Source organism: Streptomyces boluensis (assembly GCF_009908195.1).
Taxonomy (GTDB): domain Bacteria; phylum Actinomycetota; class Actinomycetes; order Streptomycetales; family Streptomycetaceae; genus Streptomyces; species Streptomyces boluensis.
The window spans coordinates 1-2,247 of record NZ_JAAAHS010000642.1 but is presented as its reverse complement, the minus strand read 5'-3'; the positions used below and the strand labels follow the sequence as shown (position 1 = coordinate 2,247).

General features: G+C 67.4%; 3 protein-coding genes and 1 pseudogene. All 4 read left to right on the top strand.

The window, feature by feature from the left end:
• Nucleotides 1–383: hypothetical protein (locus GUY60_RS36990; RefSeq protein WP_223178781.1), on the top strand; the 383-nt coding region annotated here is incomplete at its 5' end.
• 114 nt (nucleotides 384–497) lie between these two features.
• Nucleotides 498–683, top strand: a pseudogene (locus GUY60_RS36985) (FG-GAP repeat domain-containing protein); the annotation flags it as partial.
• Between the two features lie 190 nt (nucleotides 684–873).
• Nucleotides 874–1,068 carry an SANT/Myb-like DNA-binding domain-containing protein gene (locus GUY60_RS36980; RefSeq protein WP_161705884.1) on the top strand — a complete coding sequence of 65 codons (195 nt, stop codon included), beginning with the start codon at nucleotides 874–876 and terminating at the stop codon, nucleotides 1,066–1,068.
• A gap of 862 nt (nucleotides 1,069–1,930) precedes the next feature.
• Nucleotides 1,931–2,247, top strand: a 317-nt coding sequence (locus GUY60_RS36975; protein WP_161705883.1) for an NAD(P)-binding protein, incomplete at its 3' end; no start/stop codon positions are given.

Genomic DNA, 2,247 nt, shown 5'->3' with positions numbered 1-2,247 from the left:
GTAGCACCGCCGGCATGCCTGTCCGCCCCGCCCGGCGCCCCCGCCCCGCGCTCGCCGCCGTCGTGGTCGGTGCGCTGCTGGCCTGCGCCTACCTGATGTGGAGCCCCGGGCACAGCACCATGCCCATGCCTGGCACGGCGGGCGCTGCCATGAGCGCCGAGGCGGGCCACGCAGAGACGGAACAGCCCGCACAGGCGCAGTCGGAGCAGACCGCACAAGTGGTCGCCCCGATGCCCGGCGAGTGCCCGGACATGAACATGGAGTGCCCGCTCGCGACCGCGCACCCGCCGCTGCCGGTCGTCGTGAACCCGTCTACCAATGGCTTCACTCATCTGTCACGCCAACTACCGGACCAGCAGGGCAGGTTGGAGAGGGCTCAGTGACGCGGAAGGGGCGAATGCCATTGACGATCCAGTTCGGCCCCGTTCACGGCCTTTCGGGTTGGGCGTCGGGGTGGGCGAGCCTGCAGTAAGGTCGAGGCAGCCGACTTCAACGAGGACGGTGACCTCGACCTCGTCACCTCCGCCGTCGGCGAGGACTCCGTCTCCGTGCTCCTCGGCGCCGGCGACGGCACCTTCCCCACGCACACCGAGTACGCCGCGGGCAGCACCCCGTACTCGGTGAGCGTCAGCGACCTCGACGCGGACGGGAACCTCGAACGTCGCCGTGTCCAACGGCGGTAGCAACTCGCTGTCGGTGCTGCACGGTGTCGGGGACGGCGCCTTCGGCACCAAGGCCGATCACACCACCGGCAACGCCCCGTTCGGTGGGATCCGGTGACTTCAACGGGGACGGAGCGATGGACCTCACGATCGTCAACACGGGCTCCGACACCGTGTCCTTGCTGATCAACAACACCTTCGCGTAAGGCCGTTGACGCCAGTCATCACTCAACTCCGGGCCCGCTACCCGAACTTCGGCAGACCGTGGAGCTCAGCGGACGAGGAGAAGCTTCTCGCCCTGTACCGAGCGGGTCAGCGCGACTTCGAGGTTCTGGCCGCCGAGTTCGGGCGGCAGCCCTCCGCGATACGCTCCCGCCTCGGCCGGCTCGGCCTGGAACGCCTATGACCGAGCAGGAGTTGAGGCCGCGATCCGTGCAGTGGCGGAGCGCGCCAACCACGTTCATTGGATCCGCGCGTGGCCCAAGAAGCCGTCATGGCGCGACGCCGAAAGCATGGGCCGATGTCCGCTGCGATGCAGCGGACTATTTGGAACCCACCAGGGTCTTCCGTGCTGCGGTGACAGGAACTACAGCGAGGATAAGAAGGCCAGCACCGACCCAGGGCACCAGTCGAGGAGGTAGGCCATTGATGGCAATGCCGCCCAGTAAAGCACCCAGCGAGATTGGCTCTGTCGATGACGAAGAGCAGCGCTTCTCGGGCAGTTCGGGAGGCGCTGTCCGCGTCGAATATCGACGGCTTCGGACAGCAGCTCGGTGCCGACCGGCAAGACGCCGTGTGCCGCTTGTCCGGAGCTCGGGACAAAAGCGCTGGCTACGGGCGCAGGTGGTGGTCGCCATCGCGCCATTGCCGAGTGCCGGAGAGCGCCTCCCGTTCTCATCGACATCGAGATCCGGGCGTGGTGAGTGCCTCCCGAGGCCGTTGTCCGTTGACAGCGAAGGCAATCGGCTGGACGGCGCTGACCTGCATCGACTGGATTGGGTGGCAAAGCGACGCAGGGGTCGAGGTCTCCGGGCGTCGCCGGCTGCTGCAGGGCCAACTGGACTCGGTGTTCCCGGTTTCTGACGCACCGTGATGCGCGCGGTCGTCTCCGTCTGTGGGCGTTGACCGCGTACGTCGTGTCCTGGGGTGTGGCCGTGCTCGTTCAGCTTCTGATGCCTCAGGTACCGGAGGGCGCCCTGGGCATGGAGGTCCGCAACCGGGATGATGAGCGAGCTGGACACGGCGATCGCCATGGGGAGTGACAGCTGATGAGAGCGTGTGTGGTCGGGGCCGGCCCCGGGGGAATCGTCACCGCCAAGGTGCTGCTGGAGAACGGCTTCGACGTCACGGTCTTCGACAAGTACCAGCAGGTCGGCGGGATCTGGTCAGCAGAGGGCTGCTACGACGGGCTGGCCAACCAGTCCGCGCTCCGCATCTTCGAGTTCGCGGACCTGCCCAACCGCTTGCACTTCGCCAGCGCGGTGGACACGCAACGCTACCTGGAGAACTACGCCGAGACCTTCGGTGTACTGGACCGCGTCCGGCCCGGTACCGAGGTGATCTCCATCCGGCCGGTGGAGGGGCC